Below are 21,695 nucleotides of genomic sequence, written 5' to 3'. Positions count from 1 at the left end.
GCCGTCATGACCGCTGTCATGATCTGCGAGGGGGCACCATGACCATCGTCCAGGCCAGGCCGCCCGGCCAGGTCGGGCCGGCCGGGCCGGGGGCGCCGGCGCGCCGGAGCGTGCCGGGCAGGATCCGGGTCATCTCCGGCATCACCGTGGCCTCCCTGGCGCTGCTCTTCGCCGCGCTGGCGGCCGGGAGCCTGAGCGCGCGCGACGGGCTGACGGTGATCGGCCGCGACGCGGGCCCGCAGGTCGTCGCCACCGCCGGCCTGTACCTCGGGCTGAGCGACATGGACGCGCAGGTCGCCGACGCGCTGCTGATGGGCAAGGAGTACGCCCCGCAGCGCCAGGCCGCCATCGCCCAGTACGAGCGGCGGCGCTCCGAGGCCAACCAGGCGCTGCTGAAGGCGTTCGAGCTGTCCGGCGACAACCCCGCCGAGCGGCAGACCGTCCAGTCCGTGCTCGACGGCCTCGGCCGCTACGAGCGGCTGGCCGGGCAGGCGCTGCTGCTCGACGCCCAGGCCGGCCACGCGGCCGGGCCGCCTCCGCAGAAGGTGGTCGAGGTCTACCGGCAGGCCACCGACCTGATGCGGCTGGTGCTGCTCCCCCAGGCGTACAACCTGACGCTGGAGAGCGGCACGATCGTGCGGAGCACCTATGACGAGAAGAGCGTCATGGTGCCGATCGTACGGTTCGCGGTGATCGTGGCCGGGCTGCTGGCCCTGGGCTGCCTGATCTGGCTGCAGGTCTTCCTGGCGCGGCGCTTCCGCAGGGTGTTCGGGCCGGCACTGCTGGCCGCGACCGTCGTGACCGTCGTCGCGCTGCTCGCCGGGGTGAACGTGCTCGGCCGGGACCTGCGAGAGCTGCGCACCGCCAAGGCCGACGGCTTCGACTCGGTGCTCACGCTGGCCAGGGCCCGCGCGATCAGCAACAGCCTGCACGGCGACCAGAGCCGGTTCCTGCTCGACAAGGGCCGGGCCGACACCTATGAGCACACCTTCCTCGACAAGTCCCAGTCGGTGATCTACCTGGAGGCCGGGAACCTCGACACCTACCAGGCCAAGGTGGCGCAGGGCGCCAAGAACTTCCTCGGTCTGCTGGGCACCGAGCTCGGCGGGAGCGACGGCGAGCGGGCGCTCGAGGCGTACACGCGCTTCCAGGACGCCGACGCCAAGCTCCGCGCGCTGGCGGCCAGCGGCCAGGCGAGCCAGGCCGTGTCGGCCAGGCTGGGGACGGTACGCGAGTCCTTCGACGCCTACGACCAGGCGCTGCTGAAGCTCGCCGAGCAGCACGAGGCCGTGTTCAGGCGGGCCACGGACGCCGGCGAGAGCGCGCTCGACAACCTGTGGCGGCTGCTCCCGTTCGCGATCGGCGGCCTCGGCCTGCTGGTCATCGCCGGGGTGTGGCCACGGCTGAAGGAGTACCGATGAAGCGGCTGCTACCGGCGGTGCTGGTCCTGACCGCGCTGCTGGCCGGGGCATGCGGCATGGGCGGCGCGGAGTCGATCGTGGACAAGGACGCGATCGTCATCGGGGTCCGTTCCGACCTGCCGTCGGTCGGCGTGCGCAAGTCCAACGGCACCTTCGAGGGCTTCGACGTGGACGTGGCCCGCTACATCGCCCAGAAGCTCGGCAAGGACTACACCTTCGTCCCGGTGCTGGCGTCCGACCGGGAGAAGGTCCTGCTCAACGGCAAGGCCGACCTCGTGCTAGCGACGTACACGATCAGCCAGGACCGCAAGGCGAAGGTCCTGTTCGCCGGGCCGTACCACATCTCCTACCAGGACATCCTGGTACGGCCGGACGAGCCGTCGATCAGGAACGTCCGCGACCTCAAGGGCCGCAAGATCTGCCAGGTGAAGGGCTCGAACGCGACGCAGCGGGTCCTGGAGGAGCGCAAGGTGGCCGCGGAGGTGGTGCCGGTGGACGACTACGCGGCCTGCCTGACGGCGCTCAAGGACCGCCGGTTGGACGCGATCACCACCAACGACGTCATCCTGGCCGGCCTGGCCGTCGAGGACGGCAGCGGGCTGCGCCTGGTCAACGCCCAGTTCAACGAGCAGCGGACCGGGGTCGGCATGCACAAGGGCGACGTCGCGGGGTGCGAGGCGGTCAACCGGGCGATCACCACCATGTACCAGGACGGGACGGCCTCGAAGCTGCTGCACAAATGGTTCGGCAAGGCCGGCCTGAACCTCAGCACCATCGCGGTCCCGCAGTTCGAGGGCTGCTCATGACCGACCGCCGTCCATGAACACGGCGGGCCTGGGGTGCAGCCCGGGCCCGCCGTACTAGACCGCGCCGATCCGTGCCGGCCGATGCCGGTCGATCCGCCTCATCCGAGGTGGCGCGGAACGGGATCAGTTGCCGGGCGAGCGGGGGCAGAAACTGCCCGATGACGGGAAGTGGCACTACTCCAACACCAACTACGTGGTGCTCGGACTGCTGGTGGAGAAGCTGACCGGAAGGACCTACGGCGAGGAAGTCAGGCGCCGCATCCTGCGGCCGCTGGGACTGCGCCACACGGTGGTGCCGGGCGACCGGGCAGGAGTGCCATCGCCGCACGCCAAGGGGTACGAGCCGCCGCCCGAATGGATGCGACGCGGATGAACCGTTCCTAACCAGTGAACATAAGTTGCACTGGCGCGCCCCGAACGGTGTTGGGCGCGCTGGTTGCCCGCGTTCTGGCCGTAACCGGGCCCGGCGCATCGTGTGCGCGGTCCGGTGTACGGTGGCGGGTTTCCTCACGCCCGGCGGCACATGGTTCGGCCTGGACGCTCCGATGCCCCGCACGATCACTCTGGTCATGCGGGGGCGGTGGCGTCCGTCGCCGGATCGGGTACTGCTGGGCGCGTCGTGCGATGGCCACGGCGGCGGCGTCATGGCGGGTGGTCTTGCGTGTGGGGCTGGTGAGTGGGATCTGCCAGTGCTGGGCCCCCCACCGGGAGGTGTAGGCGGGATCCACCGCGATGACACTGATACCGGCCGCCTGGGCCATGCTGGTGAGCCGGGCTTTGAGCTTGCCGGTGGGGATGCCGGAGATGAGCTGCCGGAACCGCTTGTTGCGGCCGTGCTTCTCGCGGGTCTTCTCGGTGGCGAAGTCGAGGTCTTCGATGGCGATCGCGGCGACGCCGCAGCGCCGGGCCCAGTGCAGCAGCCGGGTCAGGGCATGCCGGACCTGAGCGTCTCGGCGCCCGGCGGCGCCGGACAGGTCGTAGCCGAAGTGGCGTGGGTTGCCGATCGGGTTGCCGTGCACGTCCAGCCGCCAAGCGGCCAGATGATCGGCATTCGTGTCCACCCCGATCACCCCGCCGGCCAGCGCGGCCTGGAGCGGGATGATCGGGGTCGGTTGATGCTGCCAGGAGGCGGTCACATACCAGCGGCCACGCGCCCCGCCCAGGGGGATGTCCAGGTCGATGTCCAGGTGGATGCGGTAGGCAACAGCCCGGTTGGCCTCGATGCGGTCGGCCCACTCCTGGCCGCGGTGCGCGAAGCACACCCTGGCCGACAGGACGTAGCGGCCGTGGGCGGCGTTGGCCAGATGCGCCAGCGGGGCCGGCAGTTTGATGTTGACCTGGCCGTCGGGGGTCAGACGGATGGTCTCGTTGCCGTAGCGCTTGCCCGACTCGCCATCGGCCTGCAGGAACCACCGCTCGGCCTGCCACCGTCCGCGCCACTGCGTTTCGCCGAGCTGAGCGACCTGGAGGTGGTGACGGGTGTTGAGCAGCCGCTTGCCGCCCCGCACGATGTGCACCCGCCCGGCCTCGTAGTCGGCCCGCTCCCGCCGCAGCCGGTCACTCAGCGCGTGCAGGCGGCGGGTTTTGGCATGCCACTCCCGCGTGCTGCGGTAACCGCCCGGCGTCTTCTTCGAACCCTTGGCGCCGATCGGCTGGGCCAGCCGGTGCGCGATCGTCGCGATACCCGCCTCGAGGGCGTGGATGTGGGCCGCCTGGCAGCGGCGGGCCAGCGCCCACTGGTCATGGCTGGCCTTGGTGATCGCCCCCGCCCAGCGCGACGACGACTCCGGTGTCAGCTCCCGCTTACGCTCCGCCCACGCCTGAGCGGAATGCTCCAGCCCAGCACGACAACGCACCGCCAGATCCCGCGAAGCCAGCACACCCAGATGTGCCCCCACCCGGCGCAACACCTGCTCATCTTGCGCCGTCAACCCCTTGAGCCGATCACGGACAGCCACCCCGGACGGCCCGGCAGCCACGAACGGCGCAGCGATCGGCCGCAACGCCTCAGCCATCCCCGATCACCCCCAGCGCCACATGGATGAGCACGTTCACCCGCAGGCGACCACAACGGCGACCGCACCAGGAGATCGACACCTCCACGCCATCGCCCACCGACACACCCGGATCACCCGCCATCCACTCCGGACTTTCACCGATAGTGACCGTTAGACTACCAGAAGTTGCCCTGCCGGGCCGAACAGGTGAGCGATACGCAGCCCGAACCCCGCCCACACCCCCACGAGCGCGCCCTCGCCACCACGCGACCGGCACCACAGGCCTCGACGCCCACCACGATCGCACCGACTGGACCCGCCCGGCCGCAACCGTGAGCACGCTGTCACGCGGCCACCGCGAGGCCGCACGAGGACTCACCCCGCGCATGGCCCATCGTCATGTTCACACGAAGATCGAAGCCCAACGACAAACACCTCATGCACACTCATGCACGCTCAACAGCTAACAGTTCGCAACCCCTCGCTCGACTGGGCGGCGGGCGAGATGATTTCGACCATGGCGGACCTGGAGGGGTTCATGGCCGCCCTGCTGGGCGGCAAACTGACCAGCGCCGAGTCGCTGCGGGCCATGCGTACGACCGTCGACACGAAAGTCGGATTCGCCTATGGGCTCGGCCTGCAGGCGTACACGCTGCCATGCGGCACGGTGTGGGGTCATAGCGGCGAGCTGATCGGATACCTGACGTTCGCGTTCCGCTCCGACTCGGGTAAGTCGCTGACCATGTCGCTCAACCCCTCTACCCGAAACCCGTCCACGCAAGAGGTCATGGGCATCGCCGTCAACGTGTTCTGCGGGGCCGCGGGCTGAGGACCTCATCAAGACCGGACGACCACCGCACCCTCGCCACCATGTAAGGGTTATAATCCAATTTAATCGGTTACTAGGAAGCGAGAGAGGGCATGCGGATCTCCATCACCGACTATGCCCTCGGGGCGGCTGTGGCCGGCGACTTGGCCAATACCTCACCCACGGTGCAGACCACGGCCGGGGAGGCCCTGCCGACCCCTGAAGCGTTGACGCGGTTCCTCACGGGGCACGGGCTTCGACTCGACGCCTTGGCGGATGGGCGGCCGCCGACCGGTGACGACGTCCGCGAGGTTCATCTGCTGCGCCGGGAGGCGCGTGGCGTCGTGGAGACCGAGACGGAGGACCAGGCCGTCGCCGGCGCTGCCGTGCTGGCCGGGCGGGCCGGTCTCAGCCCGGTGCTGGACCGCGATGCCGGCGGGCGGTGGCAGTGGCACGTCCCGACCGCACCAGGTGCCTCGCCGGCCGAGGAGCTGGCCGCGCTCATCGGCGTCGGGCTGCTCGGGGCCGTCCGTGCCCTGGGCCACGGCCGGTTCCGCGCCTGCGTCGCTCCGGGCTGCCGCGGTGTGTTCGTCGACACCAGCCGTGGGGGGCGCCGCATTTACTGCACGCCTGACTTGTGCGGCAACCGGCTCAATGTCGCCAATCACCGCGCACGGCATCGGCTGGGCAGCGCTGCCGGGCGAGACACACTCTGACGGCATAAGGAGAGCTCCATGCAAGACCCTGGGGACAGCGCAGCAGCCGGCCCGGTCGGTGGCCCACCAAGCGAGCCACCGCTCGCAGCCGCCTTCCAGCTCCCGGACGGCACTTGGATCCGCGGCCGCGGCCTGCGCCATCCGCTGCCGGAGGGGCCGGTGCCCGACTTCGGCCTGTACCTCGGCTCCGACCGGCTCCGCCGTCGCCACGAGAGCGAGCTGCGGTGGCCCCACGCGTGGATCCAGTGGCCCGACTTCCTGCTGCCTCGCGACCACGATCTGGCCGTGCGGCACATCCGCGAGCTGCATGAGCGGGCGCGGGCGGGCGCCGCGGTGGAGGTCGCCTGCGGGGGCGGCGTCGGGCGCACCGGCACGGTCGTCGCCTGCCTCGCCGTCCTGGCCGGCCTCGACCCGGCCGAAGCCGTCGCCTGGACGCGCGAGCACCACCACCATCGGGCCATCGAGACCCCGTGGCAACGCCGCTGGGTGCTGCGCTTCCCACCGTCCCCCCGCTCTGGTCCGCGCGACCAGGGCCCTGATCCTGAGACATCACCCTGAGCTTCGCCGGCCGGCAGGCGCGCCACCAGTTGTCACAGGCCAGCGGCATATTGGTGGGAATTTCCGCACTGATACCGGGATCCCAGAAGGGCGAGTGGACGCTCCCGACGATGTCGAGCGGGCCTGAAAGCGAGCTGGTGACCTACCGAATCGGCAGGTCACCAGCTCGATCGGTCGAACAGCTCAATCCAGATAGTCCCGCAGCATCTGCGCCCTGGTCGGGTGGCGGAGCTTGGCCAGCGTCTTCGACTCGATCTGCCGGATGCGCTCCCTGGTGACGCCGAATTCCCTGCCCACCTCCTCCAGCGTGCGCGGATGCCCGTCGGCCAGGCCGAAGCGGAGCTGGATGATGCGCTGCTCGCGGTCCGACAGCGTCGCCAGGATGTCGTCGAGCTGGTCCTGCAGCATGATGAAGGCCGCAGCCTCCATGGGCACGACCGCGTCGGCGTCCTCGATGAAGTCGCCGAGGTCGGAGTCTTCCTCACCGATCGGCGACTGCAGTGACACCGGCTCCTGGGCGATGCGCTGGATCTCCACCACACGATCGACCGGGAGGTCCATCTCCTTGGCGATCTCCTCGGGCGCGGGTTCACGGCCGAGGTCCTGGTGGAGCTGCCGCTGCACTCTGACGAGCTTATTGATCGTCTCCACCATGTGTACCGGAATGCGAATGGTGCGTGCCTGGTCGGCTATCGCACGGGTGATCGCCTGCCGGATCCACCAGGTGGCATAAGTGGAGAACTTGTATCCCTTGGTGTAGTCGAACTTCTCGACCGCGCGGATGAGCCCGAGGTTGCCTTCCTGGATGAGATCGAGGAAGAGCATTCCACGGCCCACATAACGTTTGGCGATCGAGACGACGAGCCTGAGATTGGCCTCGATGAGGCGCTGTTTCGCCCGAGTGCCCTGCCAGACGAGCTCCCTGAACTCGGGAAAGGCCAGACGCGAGACACCGCTGGCCAGCTTGTCCTCGGCGAACAGACCGGCTTCGATCGATTTGGCGAGCTCCACCTCCTCTTCCGCTGTCAGCAGCGGCACCCGGCCGATCTCCCGCAGGTAGATACGGACAAGATCGCTGGTCGGCGCCCGCTTGCCTACGTCCTCCTCGTCGGCGCGGGTGGTCTCTTCCTCTCCTTGGGGTTCGAGAACCTCCACGCCGTTCTCCGCGAGCATCCGCACGACGCGTTCCAACGCGTCGGACGGCAACTCTGAGCGGTCAAGCGCGGCTGCGACGTCATCGACGGTTACGCTTCCGCGCTCCCTTCCCTTCGCGACGAGGTCCGCCACTTGATCTACGGATGGCGGTCCACTTGGCAGTACCGATGCACCCACGGGACACAGTCTGCAGTATTGGTTCCGTAAAATGGCAGACCCATTTTTGTAACCGAAGGTAAGGCCGTGGCCCTTACCAAAATGAGATCGCTTAAAGGTTTAGCAGGAGTTTGATCAGGAAAGTAAAGTCCATTACGCGGTCGAGTAAGGAGGGTCCGGGCCGGTGTTGTCGCCGGACACCGGGCGTAGCCTGCCCGAATGCCTTCTGACACCGCTGTCTCGCCCGGCTGCTGAAGGATTTCGCCACGGCCATCTGGATTCAACAAGTTCCCGACATCTTGTGCTCGGCAACTCTCGAACGAGCCGTTACAGGGGCCATTCGCGGCCCGTCATCCGCCGGTGGGCTACGTCAAAGCGACTGCGCACGGTCCCGCCGAAACCCTCAGCTGCCCGCGGCCCGGTCCCGGAGCACTCTGCGCTGCTGCTCCAGCGCCACCAGCTCGCCGAACAGCCGGTTGTAGTCCTGCTGCTCATCCACCGGGTTGAGCCGCTGGATGCGCGACTTGACCTGAGCGATCGCCCGGTCGACCGCGATGGCCTCGATCGCCGCCAGCATGGCCGCCCCGTAGCGCTCCTCGGTGTGGGAGTCGGCCCGGATCGCCTCGACCGCGAACCGGGTCACCAGCGCCCGCGTCACGTCGTCGTGGCACTGCTCCAGCAGCCGGTCGACCCACTCCCGGCCGCCGTGGCCCGCCGACGCGGCGCCGCCCGCCGCGGTGATCACCTGGTGCACGAGCACGTGGTCAGGCGCAGTGAACGCCCGCGGGTCGAGCGCGTCGAAGCGGGGGCCGAGCAGCGCGGGCCGCTGGATGGCCAGTTTGAGCAGCTCGCCCTCGACCCGCACGTTGGGGTCGACGGGGGCGGCCTTCGGCGCCCGTCGCGGGCGCCCCTGCTGGGCCCCGCCGACCTCGGCGATGCGCTGCATGACGAACCGCTCGTCCATGAAGCCGAGCCACCGGTCGAGGTCGATCGCGTAGCGCTTGCGCAGGCCGACGTCCTTGATCCCGGCCACCATCGGCGCCGCCGCGTCGAGCGCGGCGATCTTGCCCTCGTTGCTGCGCAGGTCGTAGCGGGCGATCGTGCTGCGGATGGCGAACTGGAACAGCGGCTCGCGGCTGGCGATCAGGTCGCGCACGGCCGCGTCTCCCTGCTTGACGCGCAGGTCGCACGGGTCGAGCCCGTCAGGCTGGATGGCCACGTAGGTCTGGGTGACGAACTTCTGCTCGTCGGCGAACGCCCGCAGCGCCGCTTTCTGCCCGGCCGCGTCGCCGTCGAAGGTGAAGATCACCTCGCCGCGGAACTCCGCCTGGTCGAGCAGGAAGCGCCGCAGGATCTTGATGTGCTCCTCGCCGAACGACGTGCCGCAGGTGGCGACCGCCGTCGGCACCCCCGCCAGGTGACAGGCCATGACGTCGGTGTAGCCCTCGACGATGACCGCCTGGGACCGCTTGGAGATCTCCCGCTTGGCCAGGTCGATGCCGTAGAGCACCTGGCTCTTCTTGTAGAGCGGCGAGTCGGGGGTGTTGAGGTATTTCGGGCCCTCGTCGGAGTCGAGCAGCTTGCGCGCCCCGAACCCGATCACGTCGCCCGTCGCGTCGCGGATCGGCCAGATCAGCCGCCCCCGGAAGCGGTCCATCGGCCCGCGCCGGCCCTCCTTGGCCAGCCCGCCCTTGACGATCTCGTCGGCGGTGAAGCCGCGCCCCAGGAGATGCCGCGTCAGCCCTTCCCACTCGTTGGGCGCGTAGCCGACCCCGAACAGCTCGGCGTCGGCCCGCTCGAACCCCCGCTCCGACAGGAACCGCCGGCCGGGCGCGGCGTCCGGGCCGAGCAGCTTTTCGGCGTAGAACTCGGCGGCGGCCTTGTGCGCCTCGATCAGCCGGGCCCGCTCGCCGTGGTCGCGCCGCGGCACGTAGCCGCCCTGGTCGTATTGGAGCTGGATCCCGGCACGCTGGGCCAGCCGCTCGACCGCCTCGCCGAACGTCAGGTGCTCGATCTTCTCGACGAACGTGATGACGTCGCCGCCCTCGGTGCAGCCGAAGCAGAAATACATGCCGCGCTCGGGCGTGACGTTGAAGGAGGGGCTCTTCTCGTCGTGGAACGGGCACAACCCTTTGAGATTGCCGCCGCCCGCGTTGCGCAATTGGATGTGCTCGCCGATCACATCGGCGATGGGTGATCGCTCACGAACGAGCGCGATGTCGACGTCACGGATCCGGCCAGCCACGCCGGTGAGTCTATTCCTGAGCTACGACAACCGGCCCCACCCGGGCTCATGACTGCCCTCCGTGAGGTGACGGTGACCTGGCGGTAGGAGGATGTCACCGTCGCGTCGCGAAAGACGGAAATCTGTCGGGAGCACTTCCCCGGTCGGCTACAAAGGTAAATGTTTGCGGTGGACACGTCGACACGGGTGGAGATCATGCGAGCGGGGCATCTCGGACGTTGGGCGGCTTTAGCGGGCGCCGCGCTGCTGGCGAGCGCCTGCTCGCCACAAGCCACCGGAGTGGCGGGCGTCAGCGCGCAGTCACCGGCCACACCCTCGGCGAGCGCGAGCCCGTCCGTCACCGCCACCATCCCCCCGCAAACACCCCCCTCGCAGAACTCGACCGCCGACCCGCAATCGGCCGAGACTCCGCCCAAGGGTGAGGACCCGGTCAAGATCCCGCCGCCGAAGCTGTCGAAGTACACCTACGCCTTCCCCGTCGAGGGCTGCCGGACGACCTACCAACGCCAGTTGCTCGTGCTGCCGAAGACGACGATCTGGGCGGCCAAGGGCTGCGCGTTCGTGGCGCCGGTGGACGGCGTGGTCGACGAGGTCAACACCCTGAACAAGTGGTCGCCCACCACCGACGTGGGCGCCGACCGCGAGGGCCGCTTCGTCACGATCATCGGCGACGACGGCGTCCGCTACCTCGGCGGCCATCTCGACGCCGTGGCTGACGGCCTCAAGCCGGGCGTACGGGTGAAGGCCGGGCAGATGCTCGGCCGGATCGGCAACTCCGGCAATGCCCGCGACACCGGCACCAACCTCTACTTCGCGATCTCCTGGAAGACCGGCCCCGCCTACTGGTGGGTGCGCCGGGGCATGGTGAACCCCTGGGACTACCTCGACGCCTGGCAGTCCGGCAACAAGACGTTTTCGCCGAAGAAGGAGACGCTGAAGCTGCGCGGCCGGCTGGGCGAGACGCCGCGCTGTGCCGTTCAGTGCGCGTCGAAGACGGTGACGGAGCCCAAGAAGAAGAAGAAAAAGAAGACCCGCGTCAAGCCGACTCCCACGCCGATCATCATCAATCCGACGTGAGTCTCATCACCGATCCGAGGTGAGCTCCTTCGGGTCCACGGTCACGCCGGAGCGGATGAGCTGCTGGATCTCGCTGACGACGTCCCAGACGTTGACGTTCATGCCGGCGACGACCTTGCCCTCGCGCAGCCAGTAGGCGACGAACTCCTGGTCGGGGACCGAGCCCCGGTAGACGATCTCGTCGTAGCCCTGGATGTCGCCGGAGAACTCCATGCCCAGGTCGTACTGGTCGGTATAGAAGTACGGCACGCGGTCGTAGGAGACCTCCTGGCCCAGCATGGACCTGGCCGCCGCGGGGCCGCCGTTCAGCGCGTTGGCCCAGTGCTCGACTCGGATGCGCCGGCCGTACAGGGGATGGAAGGCCTCGGCGACGTCGCCCGCGGCGAACACGTCGGGATGCGAGGTGCGCAGCGCGGCGTCCGTGAGGATGCCGCCGCCTACCTCCAGCCCGGCGTCCCGGGCCAGCCCGACCTCGGGCTCCGCGCCGATGCCGACGATGACGAGGTCGGCGGTCAGGCGCTCGCCGGAGCTGAGCCGCACGCCGGTCTCGGTGATCTCCGCGGCGCCGGTGCCGGTGCGCAGGTCGACGCCGTTGCGCCGGTGCAGCCCGGCGAAGACCTCGCCGAGTTCGGGCCCGAGCGGCCGGTACAGCGGCGTGGGGTCGGGTTCGACGATCGTGACCTCGCACCCGGCCTGGCGGGCGGCCGCGGCGGTCTCCAGCCCGATCCAGCCCGCGCCGACCACGATCACCCGCCCGGCGTCGGCGAAGCGGGCCTTGAGCGCCTCGCTGTCCTCGACCGTGCGCAGGTAGAGGGCGGGCCCGGGCAGGCGCCGCGGCCGCGCTCCCGTCGCGATCAGCAGCTTGTGGTACGGCTGGCGCGAGCCGTCGGAGAGCCGGACCGCGTGCTGATCGAGCTCGAGACGCGTGACCCGCAGGCCGGTCCGGAGGTCCACGCCGTTGTCGGCGTACCAGCCGGCGCCGTGGACGAAGATCTTCTCCCGCTCGCTCTTGCCCTGGAGGTATTCCTTCGACAAGGGCGGTCTCTCGTAGGGGCGTTCGGACTCCGCGCCGATCAGCACGATCTCGTCGTCGGAGCCCTCTTCCCGCAACGTCTGCGCCGCCTTGGCCCCCGCCAGTCCCGCACCGACGATCACATATGTAGCCATGGCCGCAGTATCCGCCCGCCGAGGGTCATCGGGAAAGACGCTTGTGCCAAGCGATGGCGGAGGTGTCGGTGAGAGAGGCGATCTGGTCGATGACCACCCGGACGCGGGCGGCGTCGTCGGGCGCGCCGAGGTAGGTGGGACGGAAGGCGGGCTCCAGGGTCGCGGGCGCGCCGAGCGTGATCAGGGAGGCCAGCTCGGTGATGAGTTCGCGCTGCCTGGCCTGGTTGGCGTGGTGGTCGTCGGTGGTCATCACGTAGTGGGCGGTGATGCCCTTGAGGAGCGCGCACTCCAGCAGCGTGGCCGACGGGACGACGAGCTCCGCGCGGTGCCGTGAGGCGTACGCGTCCTTGGTGGCGGTCTGGGCGGAGCGACAGAAGCGGCCGATGAGGCCGCTGGTCAGCGCCTTGAGCCCGGCCAGGTCGGCGAAGGTGGCCTCGAAGCGGCGCGGCCAGAGCGGGGTGGCGATCAGTGCGGCGAAGACGGCCTCGAGTTCGCCGAGGTCGGCGCTGGGCGCGTACCAGGTGCGGGCGGTCTCACAGACCGCGCGGCGCTCGGCGGCCGACAGGAGCGCCTCGGGCGTGACGTGGCCGGAGTGCAGCGCGTCCTCCAGGTCGTGGACGGAGTAGGCGACGTCGTCGGCCCAGTCCATGATCTGCGCCTCGAAGCTCACCCGGCCGTCGGGGGCGCCGTCCCTGATCCACTCGAAGACCGGCAGGTCGTCGTCGTAGACCCCGAACTTCGGCGATTTGTCACAGGTCCACGGATACTTGATGGAGGCGTCGAGCGCGGCCCTGGTGAGGTTGAGCCCGGCGCTGCGGCCGTCCTCGGTGAGGACCTTGGCCTCCAGCCGGGTGAGCAGGCGCAGGCTCTGCGCGTTGCCCTCGAAGCCGCCGCACGAGGTGGACAGCTGGTTGAGCGCCACCTCGCCGTTGTGGCCGAACGGCGGATGGCCCAGGTCGTGCGCCAGGCAGGCGGTCTCCACCAGGTCGGGGGCGACGCCGAGCGTCGCGCCCATCTCCCGGCCGACCTGGGCGCATTCGAGCGAGTGGGTGAGCCGGGTGCGCGGGATGTGCTGGCCGCCGCCGAGAGCCTCGCCGGGCCCCACGACCTGCGTCTTCGCGGCCAGCCTGCGCAGCGCGGAGCTGTGCAGGACCCTGGCGCGGTCGCGTTCGAACGCGCTGCGCTCCGGGTTGCCGGGAGGTTCCGGCACCCATCGCGCCTGGTCGTGCTCGTCGTAACGGGCCATAAGAGCTGTGATTTTATCCAGTTTCCGGTCTCCGCTAGTGTCAACCCTCGCGAGAACCCCATTCCCCGGGAGCCCCTCCTCCATGACCACAGCGTTCCGGGCCGTGCTGGCCTTCGCCCTGCTTGCCGGCTTCTACGTGCTGGTCGGCCTCATTCTGGTCGCGGCCGTCTTCTTCGACGTGCTGCTGCTGGTCGACTTCCACGTCAACGGCCTCAAGTTCGCGGTCGTGCTGACCCTGGCGGGGGCCGCGCTCCTGCGTGCCCTGATCATGGTCAGCCGCCGCAAGGGCGGCGAAGAGCCGGGCGTGCTGGTCGCCCGCGAGCACGAGCCCGCGCTCTGGCAGGTGGTCGACGAGCTGTCCCAGCGCGTCCGTACGGCACCGCCCGACGAGATCCGCCTGGTGCCCGAGGTCAACGCCGCCGTGGCGGAGGACACCCGCTTCCTCGGCATGAAGGCCACCAGGCGGCGCATGTACATCGGGCTGCCGCTGCTGCAGACCCTCACGGTCGACGAGATGCGCGCGGTGCTCGGCCACGAGCTGGGCCACTACAGCGGCGCCCACACCCGTCTGGGCGCGCCGGTCTACCGTGGCCGGGTGGCGCTGATCGCGACCGTCCAGGAGCTCGGCAACCACCCGTTCATCCAGCGGCTGTTCGCCTACTACGCCAAGCTCTACATGCTCGTCTCCCAGAGCGTGTCGCGCGGCCAGGAGCTGGAGGCCGACCGGTTCGCGGTGGCCATCGGCGGTCGCCAGGCGATGTCGGAGGCGCTCCGCAAGATCCACAGCACGGCGACCGCCTGGGACGTCTACGCCGAGAACTACCTGTCGATGACCGGGGCGGGCGGCAACCGGCCGGCGGCGGTGTTCGGCGGGTTCCACGCGCTGATGAGCGACCCGGCCAGGCAGGCCGAGGTGGCCAGGCTGGGCGAGGAGCCGCAGGAGACCTCCCTCTACGACTCCCACCCGAGCCTGGGCGAGCGGCTGGCCGCCATCGAGCTGCTGCCCGAGCCGGAGCACGTGCCCGACCCGCGCTCGGCCCTCACGCTGCTGCGTGACGCGAACGTGGCGGTTCAGGCGGTCGAGCAGTCGATGTGGACGCCGGAGGCGCTCACGGGGCTGCGGGCGGTCTCGTGGGAGGAGCTGGTGTCCCAGGGCATGTACGCGGCCCGCAACGCCGAGGCGCTCAACGACCTGGCGCTGGCCGGGCAGCGGGTGCTGGGCGCCGCCCGGCCCTACCTCGACGCGGCCTTCGAGGTGATCGCCAGGGGGCGGCGGCCCGAGCTGGAGGAGAAGCTGCGCGAGCTGGGCTGGAACCCGTCGGAGACGCTGCTGGCCGGGGTGCTCGGGCAGGCGCTGGAGGCGGTGCTGATCCAGCACGGCCAGGCCCGGTGGACGCTGTCGTGGGCGGGGCCGGCGCGGCTGCTGTTCGACGACGGCGAGGAGGTGGCGCTGTCGGAGTACGCGGCCCAGGTCGCGGCCAACCCGTCCGCCGTTCCGGGGCTCCGGAAGTGGCTGGGCGATCTGGGCATGCGGCACGACTACGTGCCCGCCACGCTGGAGCAGGCGGAGACGACCGTCTCGCCCGGCTGACCGCGACGGTCCCCGAGACGACCGCCACAGGGACACCGGCCACGACGGACGCCACCTAAGGGGATGGCCAAGGTCAGGTTGGGGCCCGGTCAGGGGCGACAAGCCGGTTCATCCGAGGCGGCCGTCGGGCGGTGGCTGAGTGTAGCCCCCGGCGATCTCGCTGAGCAGCTCCGCGAAAGTGATTGCCGTGTCGTCCTCGTAGAGTGGTCCCACGATCTGCGCGCCTACCGGGAGTCCGTGGGGTGTGGTCCCGATGGGTGCGTTCACCGCGGGTAGGCCGGGCAGGGAGGCGTGCGCGATCCAGAACGGCATGCGTTCGACATCCGTGCCGTCGCCGGGGCGGATGGCGGGCGTGGGCGTTGTCGGGCACAGGAACACGTCGATGTCGGTGAAGTAATCGTTCCAGGCTTGGCGTGCGGTCATGCGCCTGGTCTCGTGCTCGATGACCGCCGGCAGCGGCGCGAAGTCCCTGCCGCCGTCCTGGCCGCCTTCGATGAAGGCGAAGAACAGGCCTACGTGGAAGCCGAAGGATTCGGCGGAGCGGGCCGGATCGATGCCCTGCGGCCAGCCTTCGACGAGCGTCGCGTCGGCGCGGCCGAGCGCGTCCACGACGCCGGACAACCGCGCGGCCACCTCGCTGGACACCGGGCTCTGGCCGTGGTCCAGCACGAACCCGACTCGGAACTCGCTCAGCCGGGTATGCCGGGGCGGGGCCGGCCGCCAGGAGTAGGCCTTGGCCGCCTGGCCTTCGGGGCCCGCGGTGACCGCGAGCGCCGTGCGCAGGTCACCGGGCGAACGGCTGAGCGGACCCGCGACCGACATGTACGTCATGTCGCTCGGCGGGGGCGGCGGTCCCGGCGGCTGGAATCCGGTCAGCGGCACGATGCCGGTGCTCGGCTTAAGGCCGTAGACGCCGCAGAAACTCGCCGGGATCCGGATCGAGCCGACCAGGTCGGTGCCGTAGTCGAGGAAGCTCAGTCCGGCGGCCAGCGCCGCGGCGGCTCCGCCGCTGGATCCTCCGGGCGTCCGGGTGGTGTCCCATGGGTTGCGGGTCACGCCGTACAGGTCGTTGGCGGTCTGCGCGTAGTCGGCCAGCATGAACGGCACGTTGGTCTTGCCCGCGACGATCGCGCCGGCCTGCTTCAATCGCCGTACGACGGTGGCGTCGGCGTCGGCGACATGGCCGGCGAAGGCCGGATTGCCCCAGGTGGTGGGCGATCCGGCGACGTTGAAGCAGTCCTTGATCGTGATCGGCACGCCGTGCAACGGGCCGAGTTCGCCACCTCGTGCCGTGGCCTGATCGGCGGCCGCGGCCTCCCGCAGGACCTCCGCTCGCCGCAGTTCGACGACGGCGTTGAGTGCGGGGTTGACGGCGTCGATCCGGGCGAGCAGTGACTCGGTCAGTTCGCGGGAGGAGATCTCCTTGCGGCGGATCAGTCGCGCCGCCTCAGTCGCGGATTGGAACACGAGGTACTCCTTCAGAGGGCCACAGGTAGGCCGAAGGCGGGAACAGGTGGTGAACGCCGCTACCGCATCGTCCCTGATGTGAAGGACGTCGAGCTTGTAGGCCCGGTAGGTGCCGTCGCCGGGACGGCGCCCGGTTCGCTTTGCGCGCGGCCAGTCCAGCGCCCTCGGTCGTGAGGGCGCTGCTCTGCTGTAATGCGGCACGGTGGAGCGCGAGCGGGCGGTGACGGGACCAAGTGGCCCTGTCCGCGGTTCTGGAGCAGGACGCCAAGCCGCCCAGCTAGCTCGGCCGTCGCGCCAGGGTGCAGGACCAGCGGCCGTCGTGCCAGCCGCAGGTCTGCTCGTAGCCGGAGCGGAACGACCCGAGCCAGGGGATGTCGTCCTCGTAGCGCGTGGGCGGCGGTGTCGGTGCGAAGTTCGCCGCGTCGTCAATGCTGCCGCTCCCGTCGTAGCGTGCGACGGTCGGATAGGGGTAGACCGGCCGGGTCCGTACGACGGTGTCGTCCTGGCGCTTCGTGGCGACGAGCCGGTCGGGTGCGACGCCGTTCTCGACCCAGGCGATGGTGGGGGTGAGCGCGTCGATCGCGTCCGGCCCCTGACCGTCACCGCAGTGGGCGACGCCCGGCAGCATGAACAGGCGGGCGAACCGCTGCGTGGCGTCCGTCCCGCCCATGCGCTCGGTGAGGGCGTGGTAGTAGGCGATCGTCCCGTACGGCGAGATCGCCTGGTCTGCCCAGCCGTGCCAGAGGAGGAGCTTCCCGCCCGCGGCGCGGAAGGCCGTCAGGTCGGGGTCGCTCGCGTCGTAGATGCCGGCCTGCCGGTAGATATCGCGGAACGTCGCCGAGTCGTAGTGCAGGTCGCGCAGTGTCGCCGACGGCCGGGCGGACGGGTAGGCGAGGTACTTCAGCGCGTTCGTCGCGTTGCCCTCGGCCACGGCCGGGCCGCCGGTGGCGGTCGGGGTGACCCAGCGGGCCCAGTTCGCTTCCGAGCCCACGGGCTCGCCCCCCGGGTACATCCGCCGGCCCCGCTCGTCGCGTGGCCCGTCATACAGCTTGCGTACGGCATCGATCTGCGCGTCGGTGAGGCAGCCCGCGTTGTCGGTTCCTGTCGCGCAGCGCAGGCTCCGCGGATCGAACGCGCAGGCACGCGGGTCGTCGATCTGGCCGTCGGCCAGGCCGTCCCGTGCGTCGCACTCACGCATGACGGCGGCGTGCAGCGCGGGAAGCTTGGCAGCGGTCAGGATGGGCCGGCCCTGCGCGTCGGTGTTGGCCGTGGCGTGCCAGCCCGCGGACCACACGATGAGCGACGTGAGCAACGACGCCGGGGCGCCGGCGACGATGCCGTCGAAGTCCCGCGGGTAGCGCTGCGCCTCGGTCATCCCCTCGTGGCCGCCCTGCGAGCAGCCGTCGAAGTAGGAGTAGCGCGGGCCTTGTCCGTAGTAGAGCGCGATGAGCCGCTTGGCGACGAGCGCGACGACGTGGTCGGACCGGTAGCCGAAGTCGACCCGGAGCTGCGGATCGGCACCGAACGTGCCGTCGAAGCCGGAGACGCCGACGTGCCCCCCGTTGCCGGTGGCTATGGCGAAGTCGCCGCGGGTCAGCGGCACGCACCCGTCCGTCGCGTCGGCGTAGATGTCGACGCTCCCGCAGAACGCCCCGCACCCGGTCTGCAGATACCGCTGCCGCCACGTCTCGGTGGGGAGGAGCACGTCGAACTGGATCTGCGGCGCCGCGGTTCCCTTGACTTCGCAGGCCGCCCAGCCGTCCGGCGAGGTCATCGCGGTCGCGGACCCGATGACCGCCGGAGCGCCGGGCGTCCCCGACAGGTCCTGCCCGGCGAGGGCCGCGCAGTCTATTTTCGGCAGCACCACGGGAGGGCCGGAGGACGAACCGCGAGCATCGGCGGGCACCCCGGCCACGGCCGTACGGGACGCGGCCTGGCCACTGCCGGCCATCACGAGGACGGCGAGGACGGCGAGGACAACCGGTAGCGCCCGGACTCCAGCGGCGCGGCCCGGCGTCCGACCCCGTACACAAGCGAGCAGTTCTTGCGTCATCGCCATGCTCGATCATGACGGAAGGCGGGCATCGGCGGCAACGGCTTTGGGGCCCGCTCCAGGTCGAGGTCGGTCGACCCGCATCCTGCCACTCGCCGAGGCGGCCGGGCCCGAAAGCCCGCTCGAACAGCGGTCGCAGCGCCGCCTTGCCCTGGTAGCAGTGCGGGTCCGACGGCATGGTGACCCGTAGGTCCTCATGCACGAGCACGGCCAAGGCGGCGGCGAGCGCGTCCGCCGTCTCCCGGGCGGACCAGCCGGCCACGTCACCCCACCACACTGAGCCGACGCACTGCATGAACACCAGGACCCACCCTCTAAGGGACACCAGCCACGACGGACTGTCGCGATCCCCTCTCCCGAAGGGGGTAGCCCACCCAAGGGACACCCGCCACAACGGACCGTCACAGGGATCGAGACGGTCGTGTGGAGTTCGGCTGCCTACCGGGTGTCGGAGTCGCATTCGGCGAAGGCCGCGCGGCCGGCCTCCAGGCGGGCGACCGGGATGCGGAACGGTGAGCAGGAGACGTAGTCGAGCCCGGCCTGGTGGCAGAAGTGCACCGAGTCGGGATCGCCACCGTGCTCGCCGCAGATACCGAGCTTGAGGTCGGGGCGGGCCGCGCGGCCCTCCTCGACGGCGATCGTGACCAGGCGGCCGACGCCGTCACGGTCGAGGGTCTCGAACGGCGAGACCCCGAACATGCCGAGCTCCAGGTAGCGGGAGAAGAACGCGGCCTCGACGTCGTCTCGCGAGAAGCCCCAGGTCATCTGGGTCAGGTCGTTGGTGCCGAAGGAGAAGAACTGGGCCGCTTCGGCGACCTGGCCGGCGGTGAGCGCCGCCCTGGGCGTCTCGATCATGGTGCCGATCAGGGCCTCGACGCCGAGGTCCGCGAGGATCCCGGCGGCCTCCTCGCGGACGGCCTCCAGCTCCTGTACGGCGGCCACGAGCGGGATCATGATCTCCGGTTTGGACCCCGGCACCTCCTTGGCCGCCTGGGCGATGGCGCGTACCTGCATGGCGAACAGGCCGGGGATGACCAGGCCGAGCCGCACACCGCGCAGCCCGAGCATGGGGTTCTGCTCGTGCAGCCTCTTGACGGCGCCCAGCAGCTTGCGGTCCTTGTCCGTGGCGTCCCCGGTGGCCACCTTGACCGACAGGTCGGTGAGGTCCGGCAGGAACTCGTGCAACGGCGGGTCGATGAGCCGGACCGTGACCGGCTGCCCCTCCATAGCCTGAAATATCCCGATGAAGTCGGCTTTCTGGAGGGGCTCCAGCGCGTCCAGCGCCGCCTGGCGCTCCTCGTCGCCCGCGGCCAGCACCAGGTCCTCGACGAGCTGCCTGCGCTCGCCCAGGAACATGTGCTCCGTACGGCACAGCCCGATCCCCTCGCCGCCGAAGCGGCGCGCCCTGGCCGCGTCGTCCGGGGTGTCGGCGTTGGCCCGCACACCCAGCCGGCGTACCTCGTCGGCCCGCCGCATGATCCGGTCCACGGCCCGGACCAGGTCGTCGTCGGGCTCCCTGCCCTCGAAGTACTCGACCACGGCCGAGTCCACCACGGGCACCTCGCCGAGGAAGATCTCGCCGCTCGTGCCGTCGATGGAGATCAGGTCACCCTCGTTGACCACGACGTCGCCCGGCGCGGTGAACCTGCGCTCGCCGATCGACACCTCCAGCTCCTCAGCCCCGCAGACGCAGGTCTTGCCCATGCCGCGGGCGACCACGGCGGCGTGCGAGGTCTTGCCACCGCGGCTGGTCAGGATGCCGCGCGCGGCGATCATCCCGGACAGGTCGTCCGGGTTGGTCTCGCGGCGCACCAGGATGACGTCCTCGCCCTGGCCGGCCAGCTCGACGGCGCGCTCGGAGGAGAACACGGCCTTGCCGACGGCGGCGCCCGGCGAGGCGTTCATGCCCTTGGCGATCTTCTTCTTCTCGGCGCCCGAGTCGAAGCGCGGGAACATCAGCTGGGCCAGCTGGTCGCCCGTCACCCGCGTGACGGCCTCGTCGAGCGTGATGAGGCCCTGGTCGACGAGCTGGGTGGCGATGCAGAACGCGGCTCCCGCGGTGCGCTTGCCGACCCTGGTCTGGAGCATCCAGAGCTTGCCGCGCTCGATCGTGAACTCGATGTCGCACAGGTCGCGGTAGTGGTTCTCCAGCGTCTCCATGATCTGCAGGAGCTCGTCGTACGAGCTCTTGTCGAGGCGTTCCAGCTCCTGGAGCGGGATCGTGTTGCGGATGCCGGCGACGACGTCCTCGCCCTGGGCGTTCTGCAGGTAGTCGCCGTAGATGCCCCGCTGGCCGGAGCCGGGGTCGCGGGTGAAGGCGACGCCGGTGCCCGAGTCGTTGCCGACGTTGCCGAAGACCATGGCCACGATGTTGACCGCGGTGCCGAGATCGGCGGGGATGCGCTCCTGGCGGCGGTAGAGGATGGCGCGCGGGGCGTTCCAGGAGTCGAAGACGGCCATGACGGCCAGGCGCATCTGCTCGCGCGGGTCGGCGGGGAAGTCCTTGCCCGTCTGGTCGCGCACGATGCCCTTGAACGTCTCGACCAGGCCCTGCAGCTCGGCCGCCCCGAGGTCGGTGTCCTGCCGGTCGCCCTTCAGCGATTCGAGGGCGTGCTCGAACAGCTCGCCGTCGATGTCGAGCACGGTCTTGCCGAACATCTGGATGAGCCTGCGGTAGGAGTCCCAGGCGAAGCGGTCGTTGCCGCCGGCCTGCTTGGCCAGGCCGTGCACGGACTCGTCGTTCAGCCCGATGTTGAGGACGGTCTCCATCATGCCGGGCATCGAGAACTTCGCGCCGGAGCGGACGCTGACGAGCAGCGGGTCGTCGGCCTGGCCGAGCGTCTTGCCCATCCGCTTCTCCATCGCGCTCAGGTGCTCGGCCACCTCCCGTTCCAGGCCGTCGGGGACCGCGCCCTCGGCCAGGTAGTGGCGGCATGCCTCGGACGTGATCGTGAACCCGGGAGGGACGGGCAGTCCGAGATTGGTCATTTCGGCGAGGTTTGCTCCCTTGCCGCCGAGTAGATCCTTGAGATCCTTGTTGCCCTCGGTGAAGTCGTAAACGTACTTGGCCACCACAGCTCCAATCAACGCCTCTGGTTCGGACTCTACCGGCGATAATCATGATGAAACTGCACTCATCGGTTAAGTCAACGTTTCTGCTGGTGAAGGGCCTATCACCGGTCTAATCCAATTTATGTTCTGGTTGACCAAGAATTGGTTTATACCAATTGGT

Annotated in this window: 16 protein-coding genes; 8 read left to right on the top strand and 8 right to left on the bottom strand. The window is 69.9% G+C overall.

What is annotated here, in order from left to right; genetic code table 11:
- Nucleotides 1–38: 38 nt before the first annotated feature.
- The 3 genes from LDL49_RS10960 to LDL49_RS10950 all read left to right on the top strand — a co-directional run bounded on the left by LDL49_RS10960 (nt 39) and on the right by LDL49_RS10950 (nt 2,600).
- Entirely contained in the window at nt 39–1,421 is a 1,383-nt protein-coding gene (locus LDL49_RS10960; RefSeq protein ID WP_225290857.1) for a GlnX family signal transduction membrane protein, read from the top strand.
- Nucleotides 1,418–2,227: a transporter substrate-binding domain-containing protein gene (locus tag LDL49_RS10955; RefSeq protein WP_225290856.1), complete on the top strand. Its 810-nt coding sequence runs from the start codon at nt 1,418–1,420 to the stop codon at nt 2,225–2,227. The genes LDL49_RS10960 and LDL49_RS10955 overlap by 4 nt, the downstream gene beginning before the upstream one ends.
- A 127-nt stretch (nt 2,228–2,354) precedes the next feature.
- A complete protein-coding gene (locus LDL49_RS10950) occupies nt 2,355–2,600 on the top strand; it encodes a serine hydrolase (RefSeq protein WP_225290855.1) in 246 nt (81 codons plus the stop codon).
- A gap of 7 nt (nt 2,601–2,607) precedes the next feature.
- Here the strand turns inward: LDL49_RS10950 and LDL49_RS10945 are convergent, their stop codons facing one another.
- Complete coding sequence (locus tag LDL49_RS10945; RefSeq protein ID WP_225290854.1) at nt 2,608–4,242, bottom strand: IS200/IS605 family accessory protein TnpB-related protein; 1,635 nt, start codon at nt 4,240–4,242, stop codon at nt 2,608–2,610.
- A 196-nt stretch (nt 4,243–4,438) separates the two neighbouring features.
- On the opposite strand from LDL49_RS10945, the gene LDL49_RS10940 reads away from it, so the two are divergent.
- The 3 genes from LDL49_RS10940 to LDL49_RS10930 all read left to right on the top strand — a co-directional run bounded on the left by LDL49_RS10940 (nt 4,439) and on the right by LDL49_RS10930 (nt 6,306).
- Entirely contained in the window at nt 4,439–5,053 is a 615-nt protein-coding gene (locus tag LDL49_RS10940; RefSeq protein ID WP_308016109.1) for a serine hydrolase, read from the top strand.
- Nucleotides 5,054–5,145: 92 nt separating this feature from the next.
- The gene (locus tag LDL49_RS10935) at nt 5,146–5,748 is read left to right on the top strand and encodes a CGNR zinc finger domain-containing protein (protein WP_225290853.1); all 603 of its coding nucleotides are present in this window, start codon (nt 5,146–5,148) and stop codon (nt 5,746–5,748) included.
- 18 nt (nt 5,749–5,766) lie between these two features.
- The gene (locus LDL49_RS10930) at nt 5,767–6,306 is read left to right on the top strand and encodes a phosphatase domain-containing protein (RefSeq protein ID WP_225290852.1); all 540 of its coding nucleotides are present in this window, start codon (nt 5,767–5,769) and stop codon (nt 6,304–6,306) included.
- A gap of 183 nt (nt 6,307–6,489) precedes the next feature.
- Here the strand turns inward: LDL49_RS10930 and rpoD are convergent, their stop codons facing one another.
- Both rpoD and dnaG read right to left on the bottom strand, forming a co-directional pair.
- Complete coding sequence (gene rpoD / locus LDL49_RS10925; protein WP_214638280.1) at nt 6,490–7,593, bottom strand: RNA polymerase sigma factor RpoD; 1,104 nt, start codon at nt 7,591–7,593, stop codon at nt 6,490–6,492.
- 427 nt (nt 7,594–8,020) lie between these two features.
- On the bottom strand, nt 8,021–9,862 hold the full coding sequence (dnaG, locus tag LDL49_RS10920; RefSeq protein WP_225290851.1) for a DNA primase: 1,842 nt from the start codon (nt 9,860–9,862) through the stop codon (nt 8,021–8,023).
- A 168-nt stretch (nt 9,863–10,030) separates the two neighbouring features.
- Between dnaG and LDL49_RS10915 the strand changes: the two genes are divergently transcribed.
- The gene (locus tag LDL49_RS10915; protein ID WP_225290850.1) at nt 10,031–10,939 is read left to right on the top strand and encodes a M23 family metallopeptidase; all 909 of its coding nucleotides are present in this window, start codon (nt 10,031–10,033) and stop codon (nt 10,937–10,939) included.
- A gap of 6 nt (nt 10,940–10,945) precedes the next feature.
- On the opposite strand, the gene LDL49_RS10910 is transcribed toward LDL49_RS10915, so the two are convergent.
- Nucleotides 10,946–12,106 (bottom strand): NAD(P)/FAD-dependent oxidoreductase, encoded by a 1,161-nt coding sequence (locus LDL49_RS10910; protein WP_225290849.1) that lies wholly within the window; start codon nt 12,104–12,106, stop codon nt 10,946–10,948.
- 25 nt (nt 12,107–12,131) lie between these two features.
- Nucleotides 12,132–13,352, bottom strand: coding sequence for a deoxyguanosinetriphosphate triphosphohydrolase (locus LDL49_RS10905; protein WP_225290848.1), 1,221 nt, complete (start codon nt 13,350–13,352; stop codon nt 12,132–12,134).
- A gap of 82 nt (nt 13,353–13,434) precedes the next feature.
- Between LDL49_RS10905 and LDL49_RS10900 the strand changes: the two genes are divergently transcribed.
- On the top strand, nt 13,435–14,943 hold the full coding sequence (locus LDL49_RS10900; RefSeq protein ID WP_225290847.1) for a M48 family metallopeptidase: 1,509 nt from the start codon (nt 13,435–13,437) through the stop codon (nt 14,941–14,943).
- Between the two features lie 108 nt (nt 14,944–15,051).
- On the opposite strand, the gene LDL49_RS10895 is transcribed toward LDL49_RS10900, so the two are convergent.
- The 3 genes from LDL49_RS10895 to ppdK form a co-directional block, all read right to left on the bottom strand.
- The gene (locus LDL49_RS10895) at nt 15,052–16,410 is read right to left on the bottom strand and encodes an amidase family protein (RefSeq protein ID WP_225290846.1); all 1,359 of its coding nucleotides are present in this window, start codon (nt 16,408–16,410) and stop codon (nt 15,052–15,054) included.
- A 277-nt stretch (nt 16,411–16,687) separates the two neighbouring features.
- Nucleotides 16,688–18,469: a tannase/feruloyl esterase family alpha/beta hydrolase gene (locus LDL49_RS10890; RefSeq protein WP_225290845.1), complete on the bottom strand. Its 1,782-nt coding sequence runs from the start codon at nt 18,467–18,469 to the stop codon at nt 16,688–16,690.
- Between the two features lie 432 nt (nt 18,470–18,901).
- Nucleotides 18,902–21,535, bottom strand: coding sequence for a pyruvate, phosphate dikinase (ppdK, locus tag LDL49_RS10885; protein WP_225290844.1), 2,634 nt, complete (start codon nt 21,533–21,535; stop codon nt 18,902–18,904).
- Between the last annotated feature and the right edge of the window lie 160 nt (nt 21,536–21,695).

The sequence above is a fragment of the Nonomuraea aurantiaca genome (assembly GCF_020215705.1).
Taxonomy (GTDB): Bacteria; Actinomycetota; Actinomycetes; order Streptosporangiales; family Streptosporangiaceae; genus Nonomuraea; species Nonomuraea aurantiaca.
Note: the sequence above shows the minus strand (reverse complement) of the source record. Positions and strands in the feature narration are given on the sequence as shown.

Bases quoted from the DNA above. Each gene is read 5' to 3' on its own strand.
- LDL49_RS10960 (WP_225290857.1), top strand. From the start codon at position 39: ATGACCATCGTCCAGGCCAGGCCGCCCGGCCAGGTCGGGCCGGCCGGG.
- LDL49_RS10955 (WP_225290856.1), top strand. From the start codon at position 1,418: ATGAAGCGGCTGCTACCGGCGGTGCTGGTCCTGACCGCGCTGCTGGCC.
- LDL49_RS10945 (WP_225290854.1), bottom strand. From the start codon at position 4,242: ATGGCTGAGGCGTTGCGGCCGATCGCTGCGCCGTTCGTGGCTGCCGGG.
- LDL49_RS10935 (WP_225290853.1), top strand. From the start codon at position 5,146: ATGCGGATCTCCATCACCGACTATGCCCTCGGGGCGGCTGTGGCCGGC.
- LDL49_RS10930 (WP_225290852.1), top strand. From the start codon at position 5,767: ATGCAAGACCCTGGGGACAGCGCAGCAGCCGGCCCGGTCGGTGGCCCA.
- LDL49_RS10910 (WP_225290849.1), bottom strand. From the start codon at position 12,106: ATGGCTACATATGTGATCGTCGGTGCGGGACTGGCGGGGGCCAAGGCG.
- LDL49_RS10905 (WP_225290848.1), bottom strand. From the start codon at position 13,352: ATGGCCCGTTACGACGAGCACGACCAGGCGCGATGGGTGCCGGAACCT.
- LDL49_RS10900 (WP_225290847.1), top strand. From the start codon at position 13,435: ATGACCACAGCGTTCCGGGCCGTGCTGGCCTTCGCCCTGCTTGCCGGC.
- LDL49_RS10890 (WP_225290845.1), bottom strand. From the start codon at position 18,469: ATGGCGATGACGCAAGAACTGCTCGCTTGTGTACGGGGTCGGACGCCG.